The organism is Streptomyces filamentosus (assembly GCF_014654895.1).
Classification (GTDB): domain Bacteria; phylum Actinomycetota; class Actinomycetes; order Streptomycetales; family Streptomycetaceae; genus Streptomyces; species Streptomyces filamentosus.
In genome coordinates this window covers 76,499-102,288 of the sequence record NZ_BNBE01000002.1, presented here as the reverse complement: position 1 = coordinate 102,288, position 25,790 = coordinate 76,499, and the positions used below count along the sequence as shown (strand labels likewise).

The window sequence follows — 25,790 nt, the reverse complement described above, 5'->3', positions numbered from 1 at the left end:
GTCACTCTCCTGCGTCGAGGACGGCGTCGTGACCGTCGCCCTTGATGTGCCGGGCGGGGTTGTAGCCCTGCTCCAGGAGGTCCACGGCCCACGCCATGGACTGGACCCCTTCGAGCTTGGCGAGGCCCGGGGTGGGGCCGAGGCGGAAGCCGCCCTGGGGCTTGCCGGAGGCGGCGTACGGGAGGAGGTCGAGGGGGCTGGCGCCGGGCGAGGGGTAGACCACGCAGTCGGAGAGGACGGCGAGCGGGAACAGGCCCGTCAGCGCGGCCATGTTGCGCATCTTGCGGTGCATGTTCACGCGGGCCTTGCTGATGACGGCGGCGCGGATGTCGGGGCGCCAGGTGGGGCGCTCCAGGGCCGGCCAGCGCTCCCCGTCCCGGTAGTTCTTGCCCTGAGGGCGTTCGCGGAGCTTGCCGATGCCGCCCTTGATGGTGGCCTTGATGGCGGCGAGGACGGCGGCCAGGGCCGGGTCCTGCTGCTTGTGGTGCTCCATGGCGGCCAGGAACTCGGCGTCGGTGAGATCCCGGGTGACGCCGAGGTCGGCGAGGGTGTCGAGGTAGGCGGTCTTGAGGCGGTCGTGCCAGGGGTCGAGGTAGGCGCCGGACTCGTAGCGGAGGTACGCCTCGGTGGGGCGGACGTCGTGGCCGAGTTCCTGGGCGTAGGCGAGGGTGTGGGTCTGGTACCAGGCCGGGCCGGTGGGCCGGGTGCCGTCCGGGGTGAACGGGGAGGGCATCCGCGGGTCGGTGTCGATGTGGGAGAGGTCGGCCAGCCAGGACCCGGGGATCTTCGGGGAGAACTCGGGGGCGTGGACGTGTTCGGGGGCGGACAGGCCCACGGCGAGGCGGGCGGTGGCGGCGAGGAACGCGGTGTTGAGGTCGAGGCCGAGAGCGTAGGGGAGGGCGGTCTCCGGGCCGGTGAGAAGGTCGACGGGCCGCGTCCACTGGTACGCCTCCTCGTCGAGGAACCCGCCGGTCCAGCCCTGCGCGACGGGGTGCTCGGCGATCGCCTCCGGCGGGGCGGGGTCGAGCGGTTCCTTGCCGAGGGAACCGGGGTTGTGGCCGGAGACCCAGGCGTTGGTGGTCTTGTCGCGGACGGCGCGGGTCGGCGGGCGGAGCGCGGTCATCAGCTCCAGGCCGGAGACGGCGGTGGAGCCGCGCGGGGTGAGGACGCGCTGCGCGTAGGTGCCGAGCGCGCGGGCGATGTCGGCGGGGTGCATGTCCGCGACGCCGGGCCAGGACCGGTCGTCGAGCGCGCCCCAGGACAGGACGGCGAGCTGGACGCACTGGCGGGCGCCGCCCTGCGGAGAGCGGTAGATCCGGGGCCAGGGGCCGAAGCCGCGCTGGGTGAGCTTCCAGCCGGCCTCCGTGACCTCGCGGACGACGGGGTGGTCCTCGGGCAGGCGCAGGGAGCGGCGCTGCTCGTGTCCCTCCAGGTGCTCGGGCAGGCCGAGGTGGACGGCGGCGGCCGCGGTGAGGACGACCAGGGGGTCGGAGTCGCGGCCGTTGCGGTGGAGCCGGGGCGCGCCGAGGTGAGAGGCGAGGGCCCACTCCACCAGGTCCACGACGCTGTCCGCCGGGCAGCGCATGAGGGTGCCGTTGATGTCGTACGCGGCGCCGCCGCCGTCGAGGACGACGAGCGGGCCGTTGCGGAACCGGGGATCCGCGGAGACGGCCAGGGCGGCAGGGGCGGCCTTGCGGGCGGCCGGGCGGCGGGACGTCGCGGGCCGCGCGGCCGGAACCGGCTGCGGCGCAGGATCGGCGGGGGCCGTCGTCACGGCCGGGGCGGGCTCGGGGAGCGTCGGCGCGGGCGCGGCGGGGGCGAAGGCGGCGGGCGCGGCCGAGGCCGGCTGCGGCGCGGGGGCGGCCGGGGCGGGGTAGGCGGGGTGCTTGGCGGCCCAGCCGTCGAGGATCCGCTGGTACGCCTCCAGGCGCGGCGAGCGGGGTTCGGAGCGGCCGTTCTCCCAGTTCTTCACCGTCTGGGTGGTGGTCTGGAGCGCGGCGGCGAGACGCGCCTGCGTAATGCCGGCGGCCTCGCGCAGACGGGCCCGCTCAGCGGGAGACGGGAGCTGCGGCTCCTCCGCGAGGAGCGCGTCAGCAGCGGCGAACAGCGCGTCCGCGTCAGGGTTCTTGGCTGTCTTGTCGGTTCCCATGACCACGAAGATAGCAGCGCTTAACCCTCCCGTTTATCCTTTCCACTTAACCCGCCCGAAGGATTGTGAAGGCAGGGGGCTGACGGCCGCCACAGGCCCGACTGTCCTGTGCCACCGATCCTTGACCGATTGCCACTGAAGTTGGACCACTGCACCGTTCGTGCCGTCGAACCTTGACCGCCCAGGTCCGAGCCTCATGAGGCGGTGTCAGTCCCCTGTTGGATGATCCGGCCATGCTGATAGCGACCAACGAACTCGGTCACGTGGTGAAGCGCGCCACCAAGCCCGCCATCGGAACGATGCTGGCCAACCTGCGGCGGGGCAATGCCCACCTGATCGTGGAGCGGGTGGACGAGGGACTGCCCGGCAGCTGGTACATCCAGGTCCTGCTGCGTGAGAACAACGCCTACCAGCTCGAATACCGGGACGGCGTGGCCGAGCAGCACTTCCAGACCATGACCGTTTCCCAGGAGAAGGTCCTCGTGGCACTGTTCGGCTGGGCAGCCGCGAAGCCGAACTGGCAGGACGGCTTCATGTGGAACAACATCGGCGAGCAGTTCAGCTCCAGCCCCCGGGCAGCACCCGAGCCTGCTGACGGTGAGAAGCAGTCGGCGGGCCCGGGACCAGTCTGACCAGGGCGGTCAAGGTTCGATGACACGAACCGTGCAGTGGTCCAACTTCAGTGGCAATCGGTCAAGGATCGGTGGCACAGGACACCGACTGTCCCGTGTCATCGAACCTTGACCGGCCTGGTCAGCCCGGTTCGGAAGCAGCCGACGGCTCCGGAATTTCCCGCTCGCTGGAGCCGAAGTGGTGGGCAGCCTGCCGCAGCAACATGTTCATCTTGAACCGCGTCCTCAATAAAGACGCAACCACGTGAAGATCATTCCCTGAGTAACGACGGAGCCCTTGTGCCTCTCATCACCGAGTACAGCACCAACGCCCGGCCGGGCTACAGGCTCGTAGAGGTGTACGACTCGGATGCCTTCCTCGGGGACGATGAGTCGTTGCAGCAGTCCAGGACTCAGGTGGTCGCCGGGAACGGCTATCACCTCTACCTGCAGACCAGCCAACCCGACATCGAAGTACAGGTCACCATCAGGATCTGGGATACCCCCCAGAGGCCCCCGGAAGACGCTGAGGGCACGGTTCCTGTCTCTCTGGAATCAGAAACGGGCCAACTCGTCGTCAACCAACTCACCTTCGGCCCGGCAGGCGTGATGGACCTACCCCGAACCGGCGTTTACAACGGACACGCGGCATGGAGCGGACGAGAAGCCACGGCTGGCTACTACAACACATGCATCCAGCGCGGCGCCGAGGAGCAATGGGACGCGGAACAGATCGGAGCAGCGTGGAGGCAGTGCCCTACGACTGAGCAGTACAGCCTCGATCTCTGGTTCGTACGCGAATCCGAACCAGAGGACGACTGGGACGAATAGCCCGTGCGCCACAGCAATCCCAGCGCTGAGCACCCGCACGAGTTCCTGACGCTCCGCGTCGAACCGATTGACCAACCACCCGGACGCCTTCTTTCCTTCCGGGACGGCGCCCTGGCCGTCCTCGACCCCGACGTACCTGCCATCCACAACGTCACCGTCGCCCTCATGACCCGCTGCACCTCTGACCTTGACGCCTACGCGCGGATTGTCGCCGCGGGGAAAGGCAGGCGTCACTCTCTGAGGACCGGCAAGTGCGGCATCACGCCTACGAAGACACGAGCTGGTAGATGGTGCTCCTTGACGACCGGCGACGACGGCCGACTGACAGGATGCCGATCAGCGGATGCACGGCCGGCCTCACCGCCGTCCGGCCGGGTTTGGTCGTTCCTACGCGCTCATTGCGGCCGTTGACCCACTCCTGGCCGGTCCGGCGGTTGATGCCGACAAGTCGGCTGGCCTCCCTGATACTCACGCCTTCGTGTATCAGGTCGAGGAACTGCTGCTTCACCTCGGGGGACGCCCGCTTGCCGTTTGGGCGTCCCCCAGCAGTGATCCTTCTGTCCTTCATCGCCTACCCGCTGACATCGGGCGTTGCGACGTTCATTAGAACCCGAGGTGTTCCCGGACGGGGCGCAGAGGGGGGCGGGCCGTCAGCGGAGCCGTACGCAGAGCGGCTGTCCGAGGTCACGGAACTGGACGCAGATCTTCGTGCCCACCGGGTACTGCGGCCCGGTACGGCCGTCCCGGCCCCAGGAGGTCTCCACGAAGGAGGTCTCGGAGCCGGGCCGCGTCGCCGTCTTCCAGCCGGTCGCGGCGGTCATCCGGCCGCCGGGCCGCTGGTAGAGCCAGCGCGCCTTCGCCGCACGTCCCCGGGTCTCCATGGAGGCGTACACCCACCCGACGCCGCGTGCGGTCGAGCGGCCCTTGTGCCAGTGCTTGACGACGATGCCCGGCCGGCACCCGTCCTTCTCCTTCACCTGGCGGCAGGCGTTCTGCCGGTCGTGGGTGTACGTCGCCGCGGAGGCCGGTGCGGCGGCGGCCAGGAGGAGGGCGGTCACGGCCGCCGCCGTCGTGCGGGTCCGGAATCGTTTCATGATCAGACAACCGAACGGCGGCTTCGCCGGAGACGCTCCCGTCCCGCGCACCACACGGCTGAGTGAACGCGGTGGCGCCGGATCCCCCTCACAGGGGAGTCGGGGGATCCGGCAGGGGCGGCAGGAGATGAGCTGCATTTTTGACCGAATGGCGTGCTCGGGCCGCCCCTTCGTGCACGGTAGACGCCCGCCGCCGTCCGGCGCGGCCGTCGTGGCGCGCGCTGGGGGCGGGGCGGGGGCTAGAAGTCGAAGAGCGGGCCGGTGGCGAGGGTGAGGTGGCAGTCGGATTCGTACGTGCGCTCCCAGTGGACCTCGCGGCCCTTCACGGTGCCGTGGGCGGTCGCGGTGACCTCGACGGCGTCGTTGGAGCACAGGGCGGTGTCCCGGCCGGGGAGGGCGTCGAGGTCGCCGTGGGCGGCGGTGACGTCGGCGCAGGCGGCTTCGCGGTGGGGGTGGCCGGGGCCCTGCCGGCCGGGGCAGTCGAGCCAGATGTTGCCGGTGGCCGAGACGCCGTCCGTGGTGGTGCGGGTGACGGTGAGCCAGAGGCGGGCGTCCTCGGCCGGCGAGGGGGCCGCGGCGGCGGTGCCGGTGAGGGTGAGGGCGGCGAGCGCGGCTCCGGCGAGAGCGGTGGTGATCTTCATGCCCAGGCCAACGCGGCACGGTGACGTCGGGTGACGTCGCTCGATCGGGGAGGACGTGCAGTTGGGGCCGGTGCGGTGCGGGGAACCGTTCCGATGACTTGAACGCGTTCAATTGTCGTGTCAGGGTGTGCCTGTCGCGGTTCATCGGCACGGTGATCCGCCCGTGCCGCTAGGGGGGATGACGTGGCGAAGATCAGGTTGTTGATCGTGCAGGATGCGTCCAGATACCTGGTGGCCTTCTGCGGGGTGTGGGGCGCCTTCCTCGGCGTGTCCATGGCCGTGGAAGGGGGAGCTGCCGACGGCTACGTCGACCTCTTCGAGGGCCTCCTCCTGGTGGTGGGGCTCCCTTCACTGCTGCTGGTCGCCGTCGCCCGTCTCCTGACACGGAAGGCAGACGCCGGTGCGTTCACCGCGGTGTGCGGAACGCTGCTGCTTCTCCCCTCGGTGCTTCCCCTCTTGGCAGGATCCTTGCCCGCGACCCTCGTTCAGTGGGCTGTCCTGCTCGGGTTCCTTACCTGGAGCGCGCGGGGTGCACGACGTTTGTGAGGCGATGGACGCCTGCCGAAAGAGCGAAGGACGACGGTGCCCTACCCGAAAGGCTTCCGAGCGGGGGCAGAGTCTGCCAGCGTGCGGCGTCCCGCACGTCCGCGCCGACGCCACGCCTGTCGCTGCGGCGTCGCCTCCACCCGGCCGACCGTCAGGGGTGACCACAGGCGCTGGGGCGCGATCGCCGAGGTGAAGTGCGGGTTCGCGCGGGTGTGCTGAAGAGCGCCCGCCGTCGGGGGGCGGCGGACGCTCGGTGAGGGTTCTGGAGGTGGGGCGGGTTCGGATGCAAGTGTCTACCGGCTCCAGGCCCGGACCGGGCCCTGGCTTCTCTGCACTCGGGGCACCGGCAGCGGCCGAAGCGGTACGCCGACAGCGTCTCGTGGTTGGGGTCCGGGTCCCTGCCGGACTAGGACGTGTGCGACAAGGATCATGCTGTGGCGGCAGCCATCCTCTGGAGAAGCGGGATAACTGCATGTGGGAGGGTCACGTGTGTGATCAACCAGCATGGCGGCATGAGCCGCGAACTCATACTCGTCGCCGGATTGAGCCCGGCAGACATCGCGCTCGTTCACCGCGAGGCGCTGCGCGTACTGCGCACCGACATTGACGCCGCCCACCTCGACGCCTACAGCGATGATCCTTGGCCCCCGGCGGTGCTCCGTTCCTACGAACGCGTCCTGTGCCTGGCCCGGGAGGCGGTGGCGGCCGGCACACGGGCCCAACGCGCCGACCCGGGGATGGGCATCGACATCGACGTCCGTGACGATGCGCAGTTCGAGCTGATGTTGGATCTGGTTCCCCACACGATCAACGCCGAAGGCTGGCGAGAGGGCCAATTGGTCTTCGGCACCAGCGACTCGGGAACCTCTTTGTGGATGGTCCTCACGCAGGAACAGGAGGCAGAACTCCTGTCCCGGCTGGCAGCGCAGGGGATCCCATCGACCGCGCTTGCAGTCCAGCCGCCTGGCCGCTGAAACGCATTCAGGGTGCGGGCTCGCGGAGCCACAGGATCAGAGCGGCGAGTTGCAGTGCGAGCTGCCAACCCTCGAACGGGGTCCGGGTGGCCACATTGTGCGCGGCCCGGCACCCGCTCGGCGTCCCGCACGTCCGCGCCGACGCCGCGCGCACAACCGGCCGGCGCCCGGCTCCGCCCGCTCCCTCGATCCCGCCCACAGCTGCCTCCGGCGCGTCAGCGACCCATGCCCGAAGGGTATGAACCGGACGCGGAGGCTTCCCGTTCCTCGCCCCGGTGTCGCTCGCAGCCCCCGAAAGCACCGCCTGGTATACGCCGTCCGGGGACGGGGCCGAGGGCTGCACCCTCCGGGTCGCCCATCGGGACGGATCTCGGCCCCGTGCCGGCCGCAACCGTCGGCCGCCGCGCCTTGTCTATAGCGTCATGACGTCCGCAAGAAGGTCCCGGATACCGGAAGAACGCGAACTGCGCTTGTGGAGGGTCGGCCGGGCGCTCACCCTCATCTTCGCCGCCGCGGTCCTGGGCGCGGGCGGCGTCTTCTACGGCCTGGTCCTGCTCCTGGACGTCCAGGAGATCGACCACACCGCGAAGCTCGACGCGGCGACGCTCTTCGACCTGGTGAAGCTCTCCTTCGGGGTGGTCGCGGGGGCCGGCGCGCTCGTCGCCCTGGTCGTCGCCTACCGCCGCCAGCGCGTCGACGAGGCCGGCGCCCACCGCGAAGCCACCCGGCTCCACACCGAACGCTTCTCCCAGGCCGTCGACAAGCTCGGCTCCGACTACCCGGCCGTCCGGCTCGGAGGCGTCCACGCCCTCGCCGGCCTCGCCGACGACGCCCCCGACGACGACCTCCGGCAGACCTGCGTCGACGTCCTGTGTGCCTACCTCCGGCTCCCCCACAGCCCCGACCCCGGCGACGACCCCGCCCACCTGGAGGGACACCACCACTACCTCGCCCTCCGCGAAGTCCGCCACACCATCCTGCGCCTCATCGGCGATCACTACCGGCGCCCCGAGGGATCCCACCGCTCCTGGCAGGGCTGCGACCTCGACCTCACCAGCACCGTCATCGACGGCCGCCTGGACTTCCACGGCGCGACGTTCTCCGGCGGCGTGAACTTCGGCGGCGCGACGTTTCCCGACGGCAACGTGGACTTCCGCGAGGCGACATTCCTCGACGGCTACCTGGACTTCCGCGGCGCGACATTCCTCGACGGCTACCTGGACTTCCATGGCGCGACATTCTCCGGTGGCTACCTGAACTTCCGCGGCGCAACATTCTCCAACAGCATGGCGGACTTCGGTAGCGTGACGTTCTCCGACGGCCTCGTGAACTTCGGCGGCGCGGCGTTCCCCGGCGGCGGCGTGAACTTCGGTCGCGCGAGGTTCTCCGGCGGCCGTGTGATCTTTCGCGGCGCGAGGTTCTCCGGCGGCGTCGTGGAGTTCCATGGCGCAGCGTTCTCCGGCGGCCTCGTGCACTTCGGCGGCGCGACCGGTCCGATGCCTCAGGGACTTCTTGAGACCGGAGACACGCCTCCTGCCGGGGTCACCCTGTCTTCCGCCTGGCTGCCGTCAGTCTCCTGAAGGGGCGGGGCGCGGGCCACGCCGATGCAGAAGAGCGCTTCGGGCTCGCCGTGAAGCCGGTAGACCGCGGATGCCTTCACGCCGTCCGGTCCCGCAGGGGCTCGGATCGGGTCGGCAACTCCCGGGCTGCAGGAACGCCCTCCCGCTCCGGCAGCCCGTCTCAGGGGCGTCTGGCCGCCCAGGTCACCCGGACCCGGGCTTCCCCGCGGAGCCCGGAGCCCTGGTCCTCTCGTTCGTGCGCGACGGAGGGCTCCGGCCCGTGCACGGCCAGCAGGGACGGCAGGGCCCGGCCCTACTTCGCGGCGGCGCTGAGCACGGGCGCCGGCCCGCAGTCGTCCATCCCCGCGGATCGCTCCGGGAGTCTCACGAGGTCCGCAGCCAGCGGTCGAGGACGGCGAAGTCGTCGCCGGTGAGGCCGCGGAACGACGCGACGTGGTGGAGGAACGCCGGGGCGGGGTGACGGGCGGACACCCAGTCCCGGTCGGCGTCGGTGATCTCGTCGTCGACCCAGACGAACGGGCGGTCGCCCGCCCACGCGGTCAGGGTCCGGGTCTTCCAGTGGAGCCCGAACCACCTGTCCTCGCGTTCCTGCGCGGCGGAGGGCTCCGGCCAGCGCACGACCGGCAGCGGCGAAAGGCCCAGGCGCGGGGCTATGTCGGCGTTCGCCGCATCTTCCCAGGTGGTGGCCCAGACCAGCTCGCACGGCAGTGCCGCGAGACGGGGCCCGAGAAGCGGGTCGAGCCGCATCAGGTGCGCATCCGCCGCAGTGCCTGACACCTCCCGCTGGAGGCCGTCACCGAACGGCAGGAGAGGCCCGTCCACGTCCAGGAACAGCACCGGGCGTTCCTTCCCACCCCGGGTCACGCCGCGGATGCCTCGTCCCCGCCTGCGGCCAGGACGTCCTCGTGGTGCTTCAGCGCCATCCTGGCCTCGATGACCTTCGGCCCGCGCTCCAGGGTGCTCCAGTACGGATGCGTGGACACCTCCACCGACAGCTCCTGGATCCGCGCCCACAGTCCGGCTTCGGCCGCGGCCTGCTCGGGGGTGTATCCGGGGCTGTCCTCCCGGCCCGCGCTCACCTCTTCGGTGTGAGGGTGCTTGGTGCCCGGCCAGCCGGGCAGCGGCTCCACCGACCACGGCAGGGACCGGGCCAGCGCCCGGTACTCCGCGTACGCGCGGTGCAGCTCGACCTGGAGCTTCTTCAGGTCGTCGGGGAAGTCGTACTCACTCACACCAGAATCCTATGCATGTTCGATTTCAGGGTCTGGTGAACCGCCCCGGCCTGCGGTTACGGTCACCCCATCGGCGCAGCACCGACGCGCCGCGCGCAGGGAGGGGAACAGCATGAGCAGCGACATCGGCTGGGGCTACGCCGACACGGGCTGGGGCATCACCGACCCGGGGTGGGGCTACCGGCGCGGGGACGTTGGCTGGGGTGTGGCCGACCCGGAGTGGGGCGTCCACGGCGACACCGGCTGGATCTGACCCGCCCTCTCCCGCAGGCTTCGAGGCCCGCACCCCCTAGGCCGTTTCTTCTGGATCACCGCGCTGACCAGATGAAGATGCCTGCGAGGTGGAGGGCGGCGAGGTAGGTGGTGGCGGTCTTGTCGTAGCGGGTGGCCAGTCCGCGCCATTGCTTGATCTTGTTGATGCACCGTTCGACGGTGTTCCGCTGTTTGTATGCTTCGCGCTCGAAAGCTGGAGGGCGCCCGCCACGACGGCCGAGCCGTTTGCGGTTCGCTGTCTGGTCGACGGGCTGGGGGATCACCGCCCGGATCCCACGACGTCGCAGGTAGGTGCGGATCGCGCGGGATGAGTACGCCTTGTCCGCGAGGACCACATGAGGCGTCGTCCGTGGCCTGCCGACCGGACGGGGCACCCGGACCTTCGCCATCACCTCGGGGAATGCAGGGGCGTCACCAGCCTGGCCGGGCGTGATGACAAAGGCCAGAGGACGGCATCTGCTGTCTGCCGCCAGGTGGATCTTCGTCGTCAGCCCGCCGCGAGAACGCCCAAGCGCATGATGGTCCGGCTCGCCGGCCAGCGCCCCCTTTTGCGGGCTCCGGCCGCGTGCTGGTGAGCACGAACGACGGTGAAGTCGACCGCGACGACCCAGTCGAGATCGCCCTCGGCGTCGGCCTGGGCGAGCAACGCGGTGAAGACTCTCTTCCAGGTGCCGTCGGCCGCCCACTTTCGCAGCCGGTTGTGGACGCCCTTCCACGAACCGAAGTGCTCGGGCAGGTCCGTCCAGGGGATCCCGGTGCGGTATTTGAACACGATCGCGTCGATCACCTGCCGGTGATCCCGCCAGCGCCCGCCCCGCCTCGGCGTCCGATCCGGCAACAACGGCTCGATCCGCGCCCACTGCGCATTACTCAACGACACGCCCCGACGAACGACCCGCACCTTCCAAGGCAACGGCTGCCCGCCGCACCCGTCAGACAGGCCGCAGGACCTGATCAGGCTCTGCGGAAGCGGCCGCGGCGAACTCGGCGAAGCCCATGTTGCCGAGCGCCACGTTCACATGGACCGAGTGCACCGCGGCAGGCGCGGCCCGGAACTCCCGGGGCTCCGGCGACTCGACGAGATCCTGGTAATAGACGGGATCAAGGTCGCCCTCGTCCTCCCAGACCGTCGACAGAGCCAGCAGCGCCCGCGCCGGCGACTCCATCGTGTGACGGTCGGCGAGAAAGACGACACTCAGGTATTCGTCTTCGCCCACCGCGGCAAGAACCTCATCAGCTGTCGCCCCCGACCAATCAGGCGCCTCGACCACCTGCACCCGTGCGGGAAACTCTCCGTCCGGCCCCCACGGCCGGCGAAGCTCCCCGACCACCGCAGTCCACGACTCCTCGTCGCTGAAGTCGGTCCTGATGACGAGAGCGTCGAACATGTCGCGTCCGACGATCTCAGGCAGCACTCGCTCACGACCCTCCGGCATCGTCATGCCCAGGACTCTCCCACGCCGCACCGACAACCAGCTTCCCCGGGAGTGATCCAAAGGAAACGGCCTACCTCCCGCCCGGCTACGACGTGGGCGAGGACGGCCAGTTCCGGACGGTGAGGGCCAAGGCGATCAAGTTCTCCGTGGCCGTCGAGGGCTACGAATGGCTGAATGCAGAGCAGTTCGCGGAGCTGGTCGCGTTGACGACTCGGGCTCGTGACCGCTTCCTGGTGGTGCTGCTGGGCGGCACCGGCATGCGTATCGGTGAAGCCCTGGGCCTGCGCCGAGAGGACATGCACTTCCTGTCGAACTCCTCGGCCCTGAATTGCCAGGTGGCCGGCCCACACGTGCACGTCCGGCGCCGGAAGAACGTCAACGGCGCCTTGGCCAAGGCCCGCTCTCCCCGGTGGATCCCGGTGACGGCCTACTCCGAGTACGTCCACGAGCGTGACGCGGTGGCCGAGGCCGCCGACAGCGACATGGTCTTCGTCAACCTGTTCCGCCAGCCGCTGGGCAAGGCCATGACCTACCACAACGCCAAGGACCTCTTCGACCGCCTGGCGGCCAAGGCCGGTTTCCCGGCCCGGCCGCACATGCTGCGGCACACGGCGGCAACCACCTAGATCCGCTCTGACACGCCGCGGGATGTGGTGCAGAACCTGCTGGGCCACGTCTCACCGTCGTCGATGGAGCCCTACATCCACGCCACCGACACGGACAAACGCGAAGCGGTGGAACGGGTGGCGGCGATTCTCAGGGGCCAGGCATGACCGGGAATCTCGCGGTCGTCCTCCCCATCGGTGAGGACGAGGGAATCGATCTCGGTCCGTGGGCCGAATGGCTTCGCACACAGCTGGTGGAGGACTGGCGGCCGGGCGAGTGGGACAGTGAAAACCTGCTGTTCACAGGGGATTTCGAGAATCCGAGCACGGCTGCCTGGCGATGCCTGACCGAAGCATGCGCCTCGGTGGACAAGGTTCGCCATCGCCGCTGCAAGACCTGTGACAGGGCTTTCCAGGCCAGCGGGATGAGTGCGGACGAATTTCACAAGACGTTCGTGCCGACCGCCAACCGCCGCTTCACCGAGGTTGAGGCGTGTGTGGTGGAGCGGGACGGGAAGCGGTGTGCTCGCGAGCGGGCCACGTGGGGGCTCTGCCGGAGCCACGTGACGCGGTGGATAGCGGCCAGCCGGACGAACAAGAATCTGTTCGCCGGCACGCTTGAAGAGTGGATCCGAGACGTGGCCGAGCCCTTCGCGGGGCGGGCGCGATGCCTGGTCAAGGGCTGCGAACTGGAAGGCTGGCCTGGGCAGGGGCTGTGCCGCATCCACACCCCGAGGTGGAAGGCCCACCGGCAGGAGAACGACACGGCTGACCTCGCTACTTGGGTGGAGCACGAACCGCCCTACCTGGCCACTCACCAGTTCTCGTTGGCGCCGCTGGGGCCGGTCGCCCGGCTGGAAGTGCTCTACATGCTCCAGCAGCGGGAGGCCCGGAACCAGAAGATCGAGCCATCGGCCATCCGCGCGGTGGTCCAGCGGCTCGCGGGGGTCGAGAGCGTCCTGACGGCAGACCGCGAACGCGTCGATGCGACAGGGTGGAAGGCCGCCAACAGCGCGGCTCACCTGCGGGAACTCGTCTGGGCCATCGAACGGGGGCATGAAAGGTTCCTCGGCATCGAGCCCACGGACAAGCTCGTCTGGGACATGACGGCCGTCGGCCACCAGTCCGCCTACCGCAAGGCCGGGCCGCCCGGCGTCCGGGCGAGCAAGGTCGACTTCTCCACCATCAAACAGGTGTGGCTCCGCGAGGCGGCCATGGAGTGGGCCCGCTCGACCCGGCCGAACAGCAAGCGGTTCCGGCACCACGTGCCTGCTTGCCTGGTCGCGTCCAATGCCCTGGGAAGGCTGCCGGGCGGCGGCATGGACCCGGCCGCCTTGCGCTTCGGTGACATGACCGCGGTGGTTGAGGACTTCCGGAGGCTCACGGACGACGAGGGTGAACCTCGCAACAACAAGTACCCCGCGATCTCCTCGCCGGACTGTTCACCGTGCTGGACTTCGGCCGCAGCGCGGGCATCCTTTCGAACCTCTCTGGCAGCTTCGGCCGGCATGCGTCGCATCGGATCGTGGTGGATGAGTCGAACGAGGACGAGATCGGCAAGGCCGTGCCGGAGTCGGTGATCCGCCAGCTCGATGCCCAGCTCGGCCTGTTGGGCCAGGGCTTCTCCTACGGCTCGTGGGCGACTCCCGAGGACTTGATGACCATGTTCCAGACCGCCTACCAGGTCCTTCGGGACACCGGCCGACGCCCCAGGGAGGTGCTGAGCCTGCGACGGGACTGCCTGGAGTTCACCGGCAAGGACTGCTTGCTGATCTGGAACAACTACAAGGGCAAACGGCTGCGGAGACGTCTGCCGATCACCATGGAGACGGCACGGATCATCCAGGAGTGGGAGAAGCGGCGGGCCGCCCTGAAACTCGCGCCGCCCACAAGCGACGCCTTCCTGTTCCCCGCCATCAGCGAGATCAGCCGCGACCCGCACCTGACCACGGGCAACTTCGCGCGGGCCCTGCGCAAGTGGGTCACCGAGATCCCGGAGATCCACTCGGAGGGCACCGGGCAGGACGGGAACCCGATCCCGTTCGACCGGGAGGAGATCTACGCCTACGCCTTCCGGCACTCCTACGCTCAGCGTCACGCAGACGGCGGAGTGGCCATTGACGTGCTCAAAGAGCTGATGGATCACCGAAGTGCCGAGACCACGGCCCGGTACTACAAGGTGTCTTTGAAGCGGAAGCAGGAGGCCGTGAAGAAGATGCGGCTGCATGTCGTGGACCGGCACGGGAATCCGGCGCCGATGGCCTCGAACCGGGCCTACGAGCTGAGGTCGGTGGCGGTGCCGTTCGGCGGCTGCACGGAGCCGTCCAACGTCAAGGCCGGCGGGCAAGCCTGCCCGATCCGCTTCCAGTGTGCTGGCTGCGGCTTCTACCGTCCCAATCCGTCCTACCTGGCCGCGATCGAGGACCAGATCCGGGACCTGAAGGCGGACAAGGAGACCGCCTTGGCCATGGACGCGGCCGAGTACGTCACACGCAACCTCCAGGACCAGATCGACTCCTTCAAGAAGGTCGCCGCGACCATGCGCGAGCAGATCGAGAAGCTGCCCGCCGACGAACGAGAGGCCCTGATGGAGTCGGTGAAGATCTTGAGGAAGACCCGGGCGGCGGCCGGCCGAGCCATGCTGCCGCTGACGGTGATCAACCGCAAGGAGTCCCCGGCATGACCGCCAAACGACGCCCGAGCGAGGTGCTGGCGGACGCCCGCCGCAAGGACAGCCGCGAGAAGCGGGCCAAGGTGCTGGCCGTGGTGGAGGAGATGGTCGCCCGCGGCGACGCGGTCACCCTCGCCTCCGTCGCCAAGACCGCCGGGGTCTCGAACTGGCTCGTCTATGCCGAAGGAGTGCGCGAGCACATCGAGACCGCCCGCAAGCAACAGGCCGGAAAGGGTCGCCGGGACCGTCAGGAAGGGCTGTCGCCGAGTGCGGCGAGCCTGCGGACGGACCTGGAACTGTCCCGGCAGGAGGTCACCGCCCTGCGGGGCGAGCGGGACCGCCTCAAGGCCGCCTTGCAGCGGCAGCTGGGCCAGCAGCGCGATCAGATCGGCTCCGCCGACCTGATCGCGCGGGTCGAGGAACTGACCCGGCAGAACGAGGAACTGGCCTCGGAAGTGGGGGACCTGCGGCTGGTGAAGTCCGAGCTGGAGGCCAAGGTGGAGGAACTGGAAGACGACCTCGCCGCCGCACGCAGCAGCCTGCGGCGGATGATCCGGGCCGAGAACAGCGGCCCGGCCCTGGCCTGAGCCAGGAGCCACTACCAGTGGTGCACGAGGAAGTCGTACGCCGCTGGGGACGCTCGCCGGTACTTCCCCCCCTCGAGGACGGGGGGAAGTACGGCGAAACGTGCTCAGGCCGCGATGCCGAGTTCGGTGCGGGTGCGGTGGAGGAAATCGCGGACGGCCGGCTCGCGCCGCCAGGGGGCGAGGGCGGTGTTGAACTCGCGGACGTAGTCCTTTGCCCGGCTCGACTGGACACGGGCGAGGATGTCCACGGACCGGTTGCCCAGGTCCAGGCCGTGGTCGAGGTCGCGGGCCTGGAGGTGGGCGGTCCCCACGATCGCCAGCCGCATCCCGACCGAGCGGGTGAAAACTCCGGACGGCATCGCGGCGGCCCGCTGGTTCCAGGCCAGGGCGGCCTTGGGGTTCTTCAGGTCCCGGAAGACCTCGGCGGCGTCCGCCGACAGCCTCGCGTGGTGATAGAAGTCGATCCAGGCGGGCTCTGAGCCGCTGGCAGCGTCCGCCTGGCCCAGGAGGTCCTCGGAGGCCGCGAGGGCCCGTGAGGCGGCCCTGGCGTCCCTCTCGCGGGCATGGGCACGGGCCTCGATGAGCTTGGTGAATGCCAGGACACGCGGGGCGGCCTGGCCCTTGGCTCGTTCGAAGGCTCCCTGGGCCATATCGACGGCCTCGGAGCCGAAGCCCCGCAGCAGCGACTGCATGGCCATGGTGGTCAGGACATAGCAGCCGAGCTGGACGTCTCCGCCCGCGCGGGCCAGGCGGAGGGCCTGGATGAAGTGTCGTTGGGCGACGTCGTGCTGGCCCACGTCGAAGGCCGTCCACCCGGCCAGGCGGGACAGCTCGGAGGTGACGGAGAACAGGTCGCGGCCGACTGCGTCGGTGAAGGATCCCCGCAGCAGCGGGGCGGCCCGTTCCTGGAGGCAGACGGTGACGGAGTTGGCCTTCCAGTTCCCGCCGCCGTATTTGGAGTCCCAGCGGCGGGCCTCGTCGGCCGCGTCCCGGAGTTCTTCCAGGTCGGCCCGGCCGACCTGCTTCTTGCCGCCGGCGACGTCGGCCGCCTCGTCGGCGGGGGTGACCAGCCAGCGGGTCACGGGGGTGGTGAACGCGGAGACGGCGAAGCCGGATCCGGTTAAGAAGTCGCGGCGGTTCACGAAGCTCCAGAACGAGGTGGCCACTCGGACCGCATCAGCACGGTCCCGCGGGAAATCCAACCCCACATCGGCGTCCGGTGTCTCCGCATCGCCCATACCGATTTCGCCAAGGGCCACCGGTCGGCCGAGCCGTTCGGAGATCGCCTGGGCGAGGAACGTGGGCACCGGCCACTTGGGGATCATGCCCCGCTGGCACCAGTTCGCGATGGAGGTATGCGAGTAGTCCGTCTCCAGCCCGGCCTGCTGGGCGAGCTGGTTGACCCGCAGGGCCAGAGACTTGTGGCTGGCGCCGCAGATCTCGATGAGCCGGTCCAGGTCCGCGTTCGGCGGACGCTTCCGGCGGCTGGTCGACGCCACCCGAATCCCCTTTTCCACCAGGTCAGCAACGATGTTGCTGACGAGGAAACGCCACGGGGCCGGATGCTCGACAGGGCATTTCCGGTCGGCGCATTCCGGCTGGGCACGGGAAGTCACACGCTCTTCCCGCGTCTTGAGACACTGAGGGTATTGCCCTGCGGACCCTGGGTGAACCTGCTTTGCGAGTTGTGAGCCCCCCTGCGAGCCCTCCCAGGCATGACGGCCCGGCGGGTGTGATGAGGGCACAGGCCGCCGCCGGGACGCCAGGAAGGGACTCCCGGCGGCGACCGCCGTCAGGCACCACGACTTCACGCTCGGGGGTGAACCAGATGTGCGGAATCGCAGGACTGGCCGGAGGCGATGCTCTCCGGCACGAGAAGACCGTCGCCGCGATGGGCGACTCGCAGCACTACCGCGGCCCGGACGGCACGATGCACACCGCCGCCCGCGACGGGCGGGCGGTGCTGGCCATGAACACCCTCCTGATCGTCGACCCGCAGGCCATGCCCGGCCCCTACCTGGACCGGGACACCGGCCTCCTGCTGGCCTTCAACGGGGAGATCTACAACTGGCGGCAGCAGGCCGCCGCCTGGGGCATCGAGATCGGCGAGCGGGAGTCGGACGCCCACTTCCTGCTGCGGGCCTGGGCCAAGATCGGCCCGTCCTGCCTGGACGGCTTGGACGGCATGTTCGCCATCTCCGTCTATGACCCCCGCACCGCGAAGCTGTTCCTGGCCCGCGACCGGCTCGGGGAGAAGCCGCTCTACTGGCGGCTGGACGGCGGCCGGCTCGCGTTCGCCTCCGAGGTCACCACCCTGACCGGCTACGGACCGGCGCCGCTGGTCTTACGGCCCGAGGTCACCGCGATCGAGACCCCCGTCGGGGTGGACACCCCGTTCCAGGGGATCCAGCTGCTGGCCCCGGCCACCCTGCTGACGTTCGACGTCACCACCGGATCCATCGACCAGATGACCTGGTGGCACCTGGAGGACCGGGCACCGTTCACCGGCACCTACGACGAGGCCCTGGCGAAGTTCTCCACGATCCTGGCCGAGCAGATCCCGCTGCGGTCCCCGGCCTGCGACTTCGCCCTCCTCCTCTCAGGCGGGCTGGACTCGGCCGTGCTGGCCTACCTGATGCGGCCCCCCGTCTGCGTCACGGTCCGCTACCCGGGCCAGGACCGTCTGGACGAGTCCTCCACCGCCGCGATCATCGCCCGGGACATCGGGGCCGAGCTGGTGGTGGTCGAGCCCGACCACGCCGACTTCACCCGGGCCCTGCCCCACATGATGCGGGCCCTGGACTACCCGATGGGGAACGCGTCCACGTTCTCCGAGCACATGGCCTATCGCAAGATCGCCGACCTCGGCCTTCGCGTCGTGATCGGCGGGCTCGGGCCGGACGAGTTCCTGATGGGCTACGTCCGCCAGGCCCTGGTCCTCTTCGGCCCCGACGCCGTCCTGAACGCCGGGCTGGAGGCATACCGGCCGCTGGCTGCCAAGCTCATGCACACCGCCGGCGAACCCCTCGACCCGGCGGAGGCCGTCACCCGGCTCATCCTTCGCGGCCCCGACCCCGACGGCCGCCTCCGTGACCTGGTGGCCGACGCGATGGCCCGCGCGGGCGGGGACCTGGCCCGCGGCCTGACGCTGGCGGACCTGGCGACGGCCTGGAGGCCGCTGGTGATGACCAGCGACAAGCTCGCCTCCGCCTACGCGCTCGAACGCCGATCCCCCTACCTGGCCCGCGACCTGGTCGAGCTGTCCTACCGGCTGCCGGTCGAGCACAAGATCACCGACCCGGCCCAGGGCAAGCGGATCCTGCGGGACGCGGCCAAGGCCCTGGGCCTGCCCCGCGAGGTCTGGGCCAGCCGGGACAAGCTCGGCTTCGCCTCCCCGGTCCCGTCCTGGCTCAACGACAACCTCGCGGCCTGGGCCGACTCCCAGATCCGCATGGCCCTCACCGACGTCCCGCCTGGATTCCGCCCCCTCCTCGAGGGGGGTTTGACGCCCGGCGGCCGGTTCGACCGCACCCGGATGCAGGCCCTCATGGCAGCCGCCTGGTTTTCGGACCAGACGGTGAGGGCTGCCGCATGATCCCCAACACCGTTACTACGGTGAGGGGATGCACTCCGAGACACCCGCCACCGAGGAGCCGGCCGTCGCCCGCGGAGCCGTCGCGATCATCACCAACCGCCGCGGCGAACTCCTCCTTCACCTCCGCGACGACCTCCCCCACATCGCCTGGCCCGCCCACTGGAGCCTGCTGGGCGGCGGTTGCGACCCCGGCGAAGCCCCGGCCACCGCGATCGTCCGCGAACTCGACGAAGAAGCCGGCCTCACCACCGACTCGCTGACCGAGCTGTTCGAGATCACCGACCACCGAGGCTCCGGGCAGATCATCACCTTCTTCGCAGCCCGCTGGGACGGCGACGAGACCCGCCTCCCGCTCTCCGAGGGCGTCAAGCTCCAGTTCTTCGCCCCCGAGCACCTCGACATCCTCACGATCCCGCCGTTCATCCGGGACGGGATCAACCGCTATCTGGCCGCCAGGCCCTCCTGACCACCCCGCCCTTCCGGGCGGGGCAAGGGTGGGGCCGCCAGCGGCGGCCCCACCCGAAGGGACCACCCCGAGCATGAAGATGACCGTCATCGGATGCGGCTACCTCGGCGCCACCCACGCCGCCTGCATGGCCGAACTCGGCCACGAGGTCCTGGGCATGGACTCCGACATCGACAAGGTCCACACCCTCAACAGCGGCAAGGCCCCGTTCTTCGAACGCGACCTGGACGACCTCCTCGCCAAGCACACCGCCTCCGGCCGGCTCCGCTTCACCGCCTCCTACGGCGAGGCCGCCGACTTCGCCGACCTGCACTTCATCGGTGTCGGCACTCCGCCGCAGCCCGGCAGCGACGCCTACGACCTCAGCCACCTGTTCGACGCCGTCCGCCGCCTGGCCCCGGGCCTGAAGACCCCGGCCGTCGTCGCGGTGAAGTCCACCGTCCCGGTCGGCACCGCACCCCGCGTCGCCGAGATCCTGCGCGAGTACGCGCCCGCCGGGGACCTCGCCGAGGTCGCCTGGAACCCCGAGTTCCTCCGCGAGTCCTTCGCGGTCGACGACACCCTCCGCCCCGACCGCCTCGTCCTCGGCTTCAACACCACCCACTCCTGGGCCGAGGCCCTGCTGCGGCAGGCGTTCGAGAAGATCATCGAGTCGGGGACGCCGACGATCGTCACGGACTGGGCCACCGCCGAGCTCGCCAAGGGCGCCGCCAACTCCTTCCTCGGCACCAAGATCTCCTTCATCAACGCGATGGCCGAAGTCTGCGAAGCCTCCGGCGCCAACGTTGCCGAACTCGCCGACATCCTCGGCCACGACCACCGCATCGGCCGCCACGGCATGCGGCCCGGCCTCGGCTTCGGCGGCGGCTGCCTGCCCAAGGACCTCGCCGGGTTCATCAACCGCGCCGACGACCTCGACGCCGGCCCGGCCGTCGGCATCCTCCGCGAAGCCGCCGCCGTCAACGCTCGCCGCCGCCAGCGGGTCATCGACCTCGCCCGCGAAGAACTCGGAGGCGACCTTCGGGGCAAGCGGGTCACCGTCTGGGGCGCCGCCTTCAAGCCCGAGACCGACGACATCCGCGACTCGCCCGCCCTCGCCGTCGCCCAGGCCCTTCACGACCTTGGCGCCGCCGTGACCGTCACCGACCCCAAGGCCCTGGACAACGCCCGCAAGCTCCACCCCGAGCTCGACTACGTCGAAGACCCCATCGCTGCCGTCGACGACGCGGACCTCCTCCTCCACCTCACCGAGTGGCACCACTTCACCACCATCGACCCCAAGCGGCTCGCCACCCGCACCACGACCCCCAAGGTCATCGACGCCCGCGGCACCCTCAACACCGACCAGTGGCGCGAGGCTGGCTGGATTACCCGAAGCCTCGGTCGCGCCTGACCAAACTGTCCGCAGAATTCACCCAGAAGGAGCCGTCGCCGATTCGGCGACGGCTCCTTCACACGTCTGTCCGGCCGCACGCGACGCGCAATTCAGCCCGCCCGTCCCTCACGTCCCTTAAGCATCGTCACGCGTCCTAGCTGCACCGAAACTTGACAACCCTAGATAACAGGCGTGTCGGACCCTGCTGGCAGGGTTGCCGTATGGACGAGCTCATGGGTACCCAGGCCCCGCCCCGCCGGATTCAAGACCCTGTTGAAGCGCTGACGGTATTCGAGCAGGCATGGTCGGAGCTGACCGTGCTCCGGCGCCCAGTGCCTGCGAAGGTCGATTGGGCGGCTGTCGAAAGCGGTCTGGGCACGGCTCTCCCGCCGGACTTCAAGCTGCTCACCGAGCTCTATCCCCGCCTCGTGGTGGGGGACACGCTCTTCGTCACCTCCCCGCAGCCCGGCAATGAGCAGGCATGGGTCGAAGCCACACTCGAAGACCTGGAGATCGTCGAAGAGTGGTGCGAATACGCGGAGCTCGATCCGCCGGTGCAGGCGTTCCCGGCACCTGGCGGCCTTCTCCGCTGCGGGACGACAGACTGGGGCGATTACTTCCTGTGGTCGACAAGCGGGGATGCCGCCGCCTGGACGATCACCGTGGCCACCCGCGGAGGTGGCTGGTGGCACTACAACGGCGGACTCGTTCAGTTCCTCTCCGGACTGGTGGACGGCAGCGTCGAGCAGTGGGGATTGCACACGATCAGGCCCACCATCACCGGCCACCCCCCGACCTCTGCTTGACCGGTCATTTGGAGGCGCGAAGAGGGATTACTGGGTGGTCTGGTAGCGGTAGGGCTCCGTGCCGGTCCGGATCAGCGTGCAGCGGAAGGTGATCCGGTCGGCGATGGCCGCGCAGAGGCGGGCGTCGCCGAAGGTCTTGTCCCCGGCGCCCACCCCCGCCCCGGCCCCCCTCACCCCCTCCACCCCGACGCCCTCACCGAAGCGTTCAAGCAGGCCCCCGGCGCGGGGATCGTCACCCCCTGCACCCGGTTCGACGCCGTCACCCTCACCGGCCCGATCGGTAGCGCGCTGCTGCTCATGCTCGACCGCTTCGCCCTCTACGCCCCCGCCGTGGCCAGCGTCCACGGCACCGTCTCCCTCCTCGTGGAGCACGGCACCGGCCCCCGACTCGCCGAGACCTTCGCCGGTCTCACCGTCCACCACGGGCCCGGGGCCTGGATCGTGCTCCCGCCCAGCTACGGCGTCCGCTGGGAGATGCCCCCGGAGCCGCTCCGGCCCCTCCCCCACACCCTGGCGATCCGCCCCCGCCTCGAACGCGTCCTCACCCCCGCCTGCCGCTCCGGGGAGCTGCCGTGAGCGGCGGGAGCTTCCTCCACCAAAGGCACCGGTTGCTCGGGCGCGAGGTCGAGGACACCGTCACCGGCCGCCGCAGCATCCTGACCGCCGTGCCCCCGACCCTGCAGACCCCCGCGCCGCCCCCTGGTGTGGCTGCGCCCCCTCGGCGGCGGCACGGAGTGGACCACACCCCCCGTTACCTTCTTCGTGGCTCCGCAATAGGGCCTCCGGCCTTCGGGTCCGGCATGACTTCCCCCCTTGTTGTTGATGATCCGGGGGGTGGTGTCACCGGGACCGGAGGCATCGACGGACCGCTGATGAGGGGCTTGAGTACCGGCTTCACCCGAGCCGGAAGAGCTCTCCGTAACGTGGATGTGGCAGTTCGATGCCGAGGCAAGGCCGGACGAAAGTGTGATGGAGGGGCCTGCACGTGATCGACACCGGCGCCATCGACGTCTTCCTCGGCCTGGACGTCGGCAAAGGCGAACACCACGCCACCGCCGTCATCCCGCCCGGCAAGAAAGCCTTCGACAAGCGCCTGCCCAACACCGAACCCAAACTCCGCGAGCTGTTCGCGAAACTCCAGACCAAGAACGGAACGGTGCTGGTCGTGGTCGACCAGCCGGCCTCGATCGGCACCCTGCCGCTGGCGGTCGCACGGGACATGGGCTGCCCGGTTGCCTACCTGCCCGGACTGGCGATGCGCCGGATCGCCGACCTCTACCCGGGCGAGGCCAAGACGGACGCGAGGAACGCGTTCATCATCGCAGACGCGGCCCGCGCGATGCCGCGCACGCTGCGGGCTATCGACGGCGAGGACGAGACGATCGCCGAGCTGGAGATGATCGTCGGCTTCGACGACGACCTCGCCGGGGAGGCCACCCGGATTGCGAACCGGCTGCACGGCCTGCTGACCCAGATCCATCCCTCGCTGGAACGGGTGCGGGGACCGCGGTTGCAGCACCCGGCCGTCCTCACGCTGCTGGAACGGTTCGAATCCCCGGCCCAGATACGCAAGGCCGGACGCCGACGGCTGATCACCCTGCTGCGGCCGAAGGCCCCGCGGATGGCCGAGCGCCTGGTCGAGGAGATCTTCGCCGCCCTGGACGAGCAGACCGTCACCGTTCTGGGAACCGAGGCGGCCGCGCTGATCGTCCCGAGCCTGGCCGGATCCCTGGCCCCCATCCTTGACCAGCGCAAACTGCTGGCCAGGCGGATCGAGGAACTCCTGGAGGACCACCCTCTTTCCAAGGTCCTGACCTCGATGCCGAGAGTCGGCGTCAGGACCGGAGCCCGGACCCTGATCGAGGTCGGCGACGGCACCTTCCCCACCACCGGCCACCTCGCCGCCTACGCCGAACTCGCCCCGGCAACCCGGAGCTCGGGCTCCTCGATCCGCGGCGAACAACCCTCCAGGAGAGGAAACAAGCAGCTCAAACGAGCCTTCTTCCTCTCCGCGTTCGCCGCACTCGGCGACCCGGCATCACGGGCCTACTACGACAAGAAGAGCGCCCAAGGGAAGCACCGCACCCAGGCCCTGCTCTGCCTCGCCAGACGCCGGGCCGACGTCCTGTTCGCGATGCTCCACGACGGAACCTTCTACGAACCTCGGCCCGCCTCAGCGGCGTGAGACCTGCTAGTGCTCTGACCGCAAAGGTTCGCCGGGTTGGCGGCATCGGTGCTCGAACCGGCTGGACTCGGTGTGGGAACAATTTTGAGCGGTCGAGGAGCCGATCAAACTAGGCTCCCAGCATGTCTGGTCCGACGTTGGTGATCGAGTTGGCGGAGCCGCTCTCCCCGGCTGCGCTGCAGGAGTTCCGCGCGTTGATGGTGGGGCTTTCCTCCCACTTCGCCGAGAAGCGGCCCGGGTTCTTCGACGTCAACGTGCCCGCAGAGCGACTGGGCGTCGAAGACAGGCGAGAGAAGGACTGGCGAAGGCCGTTCCCGCTTCCACTCCTCGGCAACACCGTCGCGGATGAGGAGCTCACAGCCCTGGTGGGATTCAATCCGCAGCGCGAGGACTGGCGTCGGCCCTTCCTGGTCTACTTGATGGGGCCGGGTGTCGGCGACGAGAGCACCTTCGAGGCTGAGCACGCGGAGGAACCCGAGGTGGAGGCCATCCTCGGCTTCAGACCAACCCATGCCGTTAATGTCAGCGCCTGCAGCAATCGCGAGATCGACCACGTGGCCACGGCCCTACTGACCGCCGCCGTCATGGACGTCATCGGAGGCGTGGCCAAAGCCGAACTGCTGGACGGACAGGCGTCGGTCGTCGCTGGCCTTCCGGGGGTGTTGGGGATCGCGGACGACGACTGGATGGCGCTGGGAACGGCGGAGTTCCTGCGGGCCTGGGTTGGGCACCCCGCCTTCCGGCTGGTCAAGTAGCCCAGACAGATCCGCGGCGGAGATCGTGCAGTGACCTGGAACATTCGCCGGGTTGCCTGATCATGCGGCGAGAGCGGGTCGGCCGCCCCAGCGGATGCCCTTCTCGCTGCGGATACGGGCGCGTTCCTTGCGTTCGGCGGCCAGGACGTCGCGGTGGCGGGCGTTGGCGTTGCGCCAGCGGAGGTACGCGTGCAAGGCCCGGGTCTGCACGGTGTGGTTGGGGTGGTTCGAGTTGGCGATGGTGAACTGCCGCAGCGGTCCGAAGTGCGCTTCGATCGGGTTCGCCCACGAGGCGTAGGTCGGGGTGAAACACAGCTCGACCTTGTGTTTCTTCGCCCAGCGACGGATGTCGGCGCCCTTGTGGGCGGACAGGTTGTCCAGGATCACGTAGATCGGGGCGCCGTCGGGCCGGGCGGCGCGGATCGATTTCAGCGCGGCCAGCGTGTTCGCGGCTCCCTTCTTTCCCCGGTTCACGCCCCACATGCGATCGCCGCCCACCGAGTAGCAGCCGTGGAAGTACCGGACTCCGTGGGTGCGGTGGTAGGCGGCCGGCACCCGGTCGGGATGCTTCCGTTTCGCCCAGCCCGAGCCCCCGGTGGGCCGGATCCCCAGCGGGCCGAACTCGTCGAAGGCGAAGACCCGGTCCGGGAAGCGGTCCATAACTTGCTCGATCCGGTCCAGCTTCGCCTCACGGTCGGGGTCCGGGGACTCCTTCCAGGTCTTGGTGCGCTGGAAGGTGACACCGCGGCGGGCGAGCAGAGACCGTAATGCCTCGCGGCCGATGCGGATCACCCGGCCGTGCACTTTCCGCAGGTAGGCGACCAGCTTGCGCAGCGACCAGCGGGTGAACGGCTGGCCGAGCTTGACCGGGCGGGTAGTGGCCGTCGCAATGACGAAGTCCTCGTCGTCATCACTGAGTCGGCGGGGACGGCCTCCCGCCCACCGAGGGTCCAGGCAAACCAGGCCGATCTCGTTGAACCGGTGGATCACATCGCGCACGGTGTCCTCGTCGGCCGCCACCAGCTGGGCGATCACCGGCACCCGATTCCCGCCGGCCGAAGCCAGCAGCATCATCGCGCGCCGACAGCGCACCGAGTTGGTGCTGCCCCGGCGCACGATCTGCTGCAGCCGCTGCCCCTCCTGGCCGGTCAGTCTGCGCACACGGACAGGCTCGGCCACCGCGCCTCCAGCGGGCGGATCGGACGTCACCGCACATCCAACCGCCACGACCGCCGACCCGGCGAACCTATGCGGTCACAACACTAGAGAGGTGCATCGCAGTCAAACTCGAACGTCTCCTTGGCGGCATCAGCGGGGAACTCAGGGTGGTCGTGCCAGATTCCAGCGAGAGCGACCAAAAGGTTCCATGCGGCGGCTG

Annotated in this window: 29 protein-coding genes; 18 read left to right on the top strand and 11 right to left on the bottom strand. The window is 69.6% G+C overall.

The window, feature by feature from the left end:
• Position 1: 1 nt before the first annotated feature.
• Positions 2-2,149: a telomere-associated protein Tap gene (gene tap / locus IE326_RS19425; RefSeq protein WP_190042376.1), complete on the bottom strand. Its 2,148-nt coding sequence runs from the start codon at positions 2,147-2,149 to the stop codon at positions 2-4.
• 233 nt (positions 2,150-2,382) lie between these two features.
• Here tap and IE326_RS19420 point away from each other — a divergent pair, with 233 nt between their 5' ends.
• Positions 2,383-2,781 carry a hypothetical protein gene (locus IE326_RS19420; RefSeq protein WP_190042375.1) on the top strand — a complete coding sequence of 133 codons (399 nt, stop codon included), beginning with the start codon at positions 2,383-2,385 and terminating at the stop codon, positions 2,779-2,781.
• Positions 2,782-3,060: 279 nt separating this feature from the next.
• On the top strand, positions 3,061-3,591 hold the full coding sequence (locus tag IE326_RS19415) for a hypothetical protein (RefSeq protein ID WP_190042374.1): 531 nt from the start codon (positions 3,061-3,063) through the stop codon (positions 3,589-3,591).
• A gap of 265 nt (positions 3,592-3,856) precedes the next feature.
• Here IE326_RS19415 and IE326_RS19410 read toward each other — a convergent pair whose 3' ends face one another.
• The 3 genes from IE326_RS19410 to IE326_RS19400 all read right to left on the bottom strand — a co-directional run bounded on the left by IE326_RS19410 (position 3,857) and on the right by IE326_RS19400 (position 5,326).
• Positions 3,857-4,099, bottom strand: a complete 243-nt coding sequence (locus tag IE326_RS19410; RefSeq protein WP_190042373.1) for a helix-turn-helix domain-containing protein — start codon at positions 4,097-4,099, stop codon at positions 3,857-3,859.
• Between the two features lie 142 nt (positions 4,100-4,241).
• Positions 4,242-4,685, bottom strand: coding sequence for a hypothetical protein (locus tag IE326_RS19405; RefSeq protein ID WP_190042372.1), 444 nt, complete (start codon positions 4,683-4,685; stop codon positions 4,242-4,244).
• A 239-nt stretch (positions 4,686-4,924) separates the two neighbouring features.
• The gene (locus IE326_RS19400; protein WP_190042371.1) at positions 4,925-5,326 is read right to left on the bottom strand and encodes an SSI family serine proteinase inhibitor; all 402 of its coding nucleotides are present in this window, start codon (positions 5,324-5,326) and stop codon (positions 4,925-4,927) included.
• 183 nt (positions 5,327-5,509) lie between these two features.
• Between IE326_RS19400 and IE326_RS19395 the strand changes: the two genes are divergently transcribed.
• The 3 genes from IE326_RS19395 to IE326_RS19385 all read left to right on the top strand — a co-directional run bounded on the left by IE326_RS19395 (position 5,510) and on the right by IE326_RS19385 (position 8,426).
• The gene (locus IE326_RS19395) at positions 5,510-5,872 is read left to right on the top strand and encodes a hypothetical protein (protein WP_190042370.1); all 363 of its coding nucleotides are present in this window, start codon (positions 5,510-5,512) and stop codon (positions 5,870-5,872) included.
• Between the two features lie 491 nt (positions 5,873-6,363).
• A complete protein-coding gene (locus IE326_RS19390; RefSeq protein ID WP_190042369.1) occupies positions 6,364-6,846 on the top strand; it encodes a hypothetical protein in 483 nt (160 codons plus the stop codon).
• Between the two features lie 470 nt (positions 6,847-7,316).
• Positions 7,317-8,426, top strand: a complete 1,110-nt coding sequence (locus tag IE326_RS19385) for a pentapeptide repeat-containing protein (RefSeq protein WP_308440327.1) — start codon at positions 7,317-7,319, stop codon at positions 8,424-8,426.
• 363 nt (positions 8,427-8,789) lie between these two features.
• On the opposite strand, the gene IE326_RS19380 is transcribed toward IE326_RS19385, so the two are convergent.
• On the bottom strand, positions 8,790-9,263 hold the full coding sequence (locus IE326_RS19380; protein WP_229915508.1) for an HAD domain-containing protein: 474 nt from the start codon (positions 9,261-9,263) through the stop codon (positions 8,790-8,792).
• 23 nt (positions 9,264-9,286) lie between these two features.
• Complete coding sequence (locus IE326_RS19375) at positions 9,287-9,658, bottom strand: DUF8825 domain-containing protein (protein ID WP_190042366.1); 372 nt, start codon at positions 9,656-9,658, stop codon at positions 9,287-9,289.
• Between the two features lie 112 nt (positions 9,659-9,770).
• On the opposite strand from IE326_RS19375, the gene IE326_RS19370 reads away from it, so the two are divergent.
• Complete coding sequence (locus IE326_RS19370) at positions 9,771-9,911, top strand: hypothetical protein (RefSeq protein WP_190042365.1); 141 nt, start codon at positions 9,771-9,773, stop codon at positions 9,909-9,911.
• A 55-nt stretch (positions 9,912-9,966) separates the two neighbouring features.
• Here the strand turns inward: IE326_RS19370 and IE326_RS19365 are convergent.
• Both IE326_RS19365 and IE326_RS19360 read right to left on the bottom strand, forming a co-directional pair.
• Positions 9,967-10,832 (bottom strand): IS5 family transposase gene (locus tag IE326_RS19365; RefSeq protein ID WP_373310240.1). Its coding sequence is split into 2 segments (ribosomal slippage): positions 9,967-10,481 and positions 10,481-10,832, totalling 867 coding nucleotides; the frame shifts between segments, so codons are not numbered across the junction.
• 31 nt (positions 10,833-10,863) lie between these two features.
• Positions 10,864-11,373, bottom strand: a complete 510-nt coding sequence (locus IE326_RS19360) for a DUF6924 domain-containing protein (protein WP_229915507.1) — start codon at positions 11,371-11,373, stop codon at positions 10,864-10,866.
• Between the two features lie 86 nt (positions 11,374-11,459).
• Between IE326_RS19360 and IE326_RS19355 the strand changes: the two genes are divergently transcribed.
• From IE326_RS19355 to IE326_RS19345, 5 genes are read left to right on the top strand one after another with little or no spacing between them, the layout of a single operon-like run.
• The gene (locus IE326_RS19355; RefSeq protein ID WP_229915506.1) at positions 11,460-11,993 is read left to right on the top strand and encodes a tyrosine-type recombinase/integrase; all 534 of its coding nucleotides are present in this window, start codon (positions 11,460-11,462) and stop codon (positions 11,991-11,993) included.
• A gap of 24 nt (positions 11,994-12,017) precedes the next feature.
• Positions 12,018-12,140, top strand: coding sequence for a hypothetical protein (locus IE326_RS41495; protein ID WP_268983028.1), 123 nt, complete (start codon positions 12,018-12,020; stop codon positions 12,138-12,140).
• Positions 12,137-13,552: a hypothetical protein gene (locus IE326_RS40740; RefSeq protein WP_229915505.1), complete on the top strand. Its 1,416-nt coding sequence runs from the start codon at positions 12,137-12,139 to the stop codon at positions 13,550-13,552. The genes IE326_RS41495 and IE326_RS40740 overlap by 4 nt, the downstream gene beginning before the upstream one ends.
• Positions 13,498-14,655: a tyrosine-type recombinase/integrase gene (locus IE326_RS40735; protein WP_229915504.1), complete on the top strand. Its 1,158-nt coding sequence runs from the start codon at positions 13,498-13,500 to the stop codon at positions 14,653-14,655. Before IE326_RS40740 ends, IE326_RS40735 begins: the two co-directional genes overlap by 55 nt.
• Positions 14,652-15,230, top strand: coding sequence for a DUF6262 family protein (locus tag IE326_RS19345; protein ID WP_190042364.1), 579 nt, complete (start codon positions 14,652-14,654; stop codon positions 15,228-15,230). The genes IE326_RS40735 and IE326_RS19345 overlap by 4 nt, the downstream gene beginning before the upstream one ends.
• Before the next feature lie 104 nt (positions 15,231-15,334).
• Here IE326_RS19345 and IE326_RS19340 read toward each other — a convergent pair whose 3' ends face one another.
• Positions 15,335-16,729 (bottom strand): NsdA family TPR-like regulatory protein, encoded by a 1,395-nt coding sequence (locus IE326_RS19340; protein WP_190042363.1) that lies wholly within the window; start codon positions 16,727-16,729, stop codon positions 15,335-15,337.
• Between the two features lie 329 nt (positions 16,730-17,058).
• On the opposite strand from IE326_RS19340, the gene IE326_RS19335 reads away from it, so the two are divergent.
• The 4 genes from IE326_RS19335 (at position 17,059) to IE326_RS19320 (ending at position 21,472) form a co-directional block, all read left to right on the top strand.
• A complete protein-coding gene (locus IE326_RS19335) occupies positions 17,059-18,825 on the top strand; it encodes an asparagine synthetase B family protein (protein WP_190042362.1) in 1,767 nt (588 codons plus the stop codon).
• A 28-nt stretch (positions 18,826-18,853) separates the two neighbouring features.
• Complete coding sequence (locus IE326_RS19330) at positions 18,854-19,291, top strand: NUDIX domain-containing protein (protein ID WP_190042361.1); 438 nt, start codon at positions 18,854-18,856, stop codon at positions 19,289-19,291.
• A 73-nt stretch (positions 19,292-19,364) separates the two neighbouring features.
• Complete coding sequence (locus tag IE326_RS19325; RefSeq protein ID WP_190042360.1) at positions 19,365-20,684, top strand: UDP-glucose dehydrogenase family protein; 1,320 nt, start codon at positions 19,365-19,367, stop codon at positions 20,682-20,684.
• Between the two features lie 203 nt (positions 20,685-20,887).
• Positions 20,888-21,472, top strand: a complete 585-nt coding sequence (locus IE326_RS19320; RefSeq protein WP_190042359.1) for an SMI1/KNR4 family protein — start codon at positions 20,888-20,890, stop codon at positions 21,470-21,472.
• 27 nt (positions 21,473-21,499) lie between these two features.
• Here the strand turns inward: IE326_RS19320 and IE326_RS19315 are convergent, their stop codons facing one another.
• Complete coding sequence (locus IE326_RS19315) at positions 21,500-21,646, bottom strand: ATP-binding protein (protein WP_190043536.1); 147 nt, start codon at positions 21,644-21,646, stop codon at positions 21,500-21,502.
• A gap of 123 nt (positions 21,647-21,769) precedes the next feature.
• Between IE326_RS19315 and IE326_RS19310 the strand changes: the two genes are divergently transcribed.
• From IE326_RS19310 to IE326_RS19300, 3 genes are all read left to right on the top strand, one after another.
• Positions 21,770-22,048: a hypothetical protein gene (locus IE326_RS19310; protein ID WP_190042358.1), complete on the top strand. Its 279-nt coding sequence runs from the start codon at positions 21,770-21,772 to the stop codon at positions 22,046-22,048.
• 409 nt (positions 22,049-22,457) lie between these two features.
• Complete coding sequence (locus IE326_RS19305; protein ID WP_190042357.1) at positions 22,458-23,657, top strand: IS110 family RNA-guided transposase; 1,200 nt, start codon at positions 22,458-22,460, stop codon at positions 23,655-23,657.
• 122 nt (positions 23,658-23,779) lie between these two features.
• Positions 23,780-24,412: a DUF6368 family protein gene (locus tag IE326_RS19300; RefSeq protein ID WP_190042356.1), complete on the top strand. Its 633-nt coding sequence runs from the start codon at positions 23,780-23,782 to the stop codon at positions 24,410-24,412.
• A gap of 60 nt (positions 24,413-24,472) precedes the next feature.
• Here IE326_RS19300 and IE326_RS19295 read toward each other — a convergent pair whose 3' ends face one another.
• Positions 24,473-25,591: an IS630 family transposase gene (locus IE326_RS19295; RefSeq protein WP_308440326.1), complete on the bottom strand. Its 1,119-nt coding sequence runs from the start codon at positions 25,589-25,591 to the stop codon at positions 24,473-24,475.
• Between the last annotated feature and the right edge of the window lie 199 nt (positions 25,592-25,790).

Excerpts from the sequence above, each read along its gene's own strand:
- tap (WP_190042376.1), bottom strand. The coding sequence starts at position 2,149 with ATGGGAACCGACAAGACAGCCAAGAACCCTGACGCGGACGCGCTGTTC.
- IE326_RS19400 (WP_190042371.1), bottom strand. The coding sequence starts at position 5,326 with ATGAAGATCACCACCGCTCTCGCCGGAGCCGCGCTCGCCGCCCTCACC.
- IE326_RS19320 (WP_190042359.1), top strand. The coding sequence starts at position 20,888 with ATGGACGAGCTCATGGGTACCCAGGCCCCGCCCCGCCGGATTCAAGAC.
- IE326_RS19325 (WP_190042360.1), top strand. The coding sequence starts at position 19,365 with ATGAAGATGACCGTCATCGGATGCGGCTACCTCGGCGCCACCCACGCC.
- IE326_RS19370 (WP_190042365.1), top strand. The coding sequence starts at position 9,771 with ATGAGCAGCGACATCGGCTGGGGCTACGCCGACACGGGCTGGGGCATC.
- IE326_RS19420 (WP_190042375.1), top strand. The coding sequence starts at position 2,383 with ATGCTGATAGCGACCAACGAACTCGGTCACGTGGTGAAGCGCGCCACC.
- IE326_RS19345 (WP_190042364.1), top strand. The coding sequence starts at position 14,652 with ATGACCGCCAAACGACGCCCGAGCGAGGTGCTGGCGGACGCCCGCCGC.
- IE326_RS19360 (WP_229915507.1), bottom strand. The coding sequence starts at position 11,373 with ATGACGATGCCGGAGGGTCGTGAGCGAGTGCTGCCTGAGATCGTCGGA.
- IE326_RS19310 (WP_190042358.1), top strand. The coding sequence starts at position 21,770 with ATGCTCGACCGCTTCGCCCTCTACGCCCCCGCCGTGGCCAGCGTCCAC.
- IE326_RS19330 (WP_190042361.1), top strand. The coding sequence starts at position 18,854 with ATGCACTCCGAGACACCCGCCACCGAGGAGCCGGCCGTCGCCCGCGGA.
- IE326_RS40740 (WP_229915505.1), top strand. The coding sequence starts at position 12,137 with ATGACCGGGAATCTCGCGGTCGTCCTCCCCATCGGTGAGGACGAGGGA.
- IE326_RS19300 (WP_190042356.1), top strand. The coding sequence starts at position 23,780 with ATGTCTGGTCCGACGTTGGTGATCGAGTTGGCGGAGCCGCTCTCCCCG.
- IE326_RS19405 (WP_190042372.1), bottom strand. The coding sequence starts at position 4,685 with ATGAAACGATTCCGGACCCGCACGACGGCGGCGGCCGTGACCGCCCTC.
- IE326_RS19335 (WP_190042362.1), top strand. The coding sequence starts at position 17,059 with ATGTGCGGAATCGCAGGACTGGCCGGAGGCGATGCTCTCCGGCACGAG.